Source organism: Paenibacillus paridis, from assembly GCF_006345825.1.
Classification (GTDB): domain Bacteria; phylum Bacillota; class Bacilli; order Paenibacillales; family Paenibacillaceae; genus Pristimantibacillus; species Pristimantibacillus paridis.
Genome location: NZ_VCIX01000023.1, coordinates 312 through 1084 on the forward strand (window position 1 = coordinate 312; position 773 = coordinate 1084).

The following is a 773-nucleotide window of genomic DNA, read 5'->3' on the forward strand; positions in this document are numbered from 1 at the left end:
CGCGGTGCCATGGGGCGATCAAAAACCAATGCTGATCTCGATGGTCAATGCAGGCGACCGAGTTGACGTCGCACAGGCAAATGACCAAAACTTCCCGGTTTATCCGCTGAAAAAGATCGTTCAGCCGCTTGACCAGTACATGGATTTGTCTGATCCGTTCTGGAACTCCTCTGTATCGAAAGCGTTTACGTTCGGCGGTAAACATTATGCAGCTGGCGTTGGAGCAGCTCCAATCGTCATCTACTACAACAAAACGCTGTTCGACAACAATGGCGTAAAAACGCCTGGCGAGCTATATAGCGAAGGCAATTGGACATGGGATACGTTCCGTTCGACGGCTCTTGAGCTTACACAGGATACCGATGGTGATGGCAAGAGCGACCAGTTTGGCTTCGGCTGGTGGGATGCGGGTTATCCGTTAATGGTAGCTTCAAATGGCGTTACTAACCTGTCGTATAACGAAGATGGCTCGATTACGACCAATTACGAGTCGGATAACATGAAGGAAGCGATGCAATTCACGCAGGATGCTCTTCTGAAGGATAAATACATCGATAAAGACAAAGAAGGCGACTATTTCAACGCGGAATTCAAGAACGGCAAGCTGGCAATGACGGCAGAATACGGCTTCGGTGGCTTCACCGTATTCAAGAGTGATTACGAGCTAGACTTCGTACCGGTACCTACAGGTCCTAAAGGAACGAAAGACGTCGGTCCTGGCGGCATGTCCGGCTGGTCGATCCCGACGGTGTCGAAAAACCCGCAGGGCGCAG

Annotated in this window: 1 protein-coding gene; it reads left to right on the forward strand. The window is 50.7% G+C overall.

Annotation, left to right across the window (positions count from 1 at the left end; translation table 11 throughout):
- Nucleotides 1-773 (forward strand): ABC transporter substrate-binding protein (locus FJQ58_RS00285; RefSeq protein ID WP_139990474.1); only part of this gene is annotated, 773 nt, incomplete at both ends.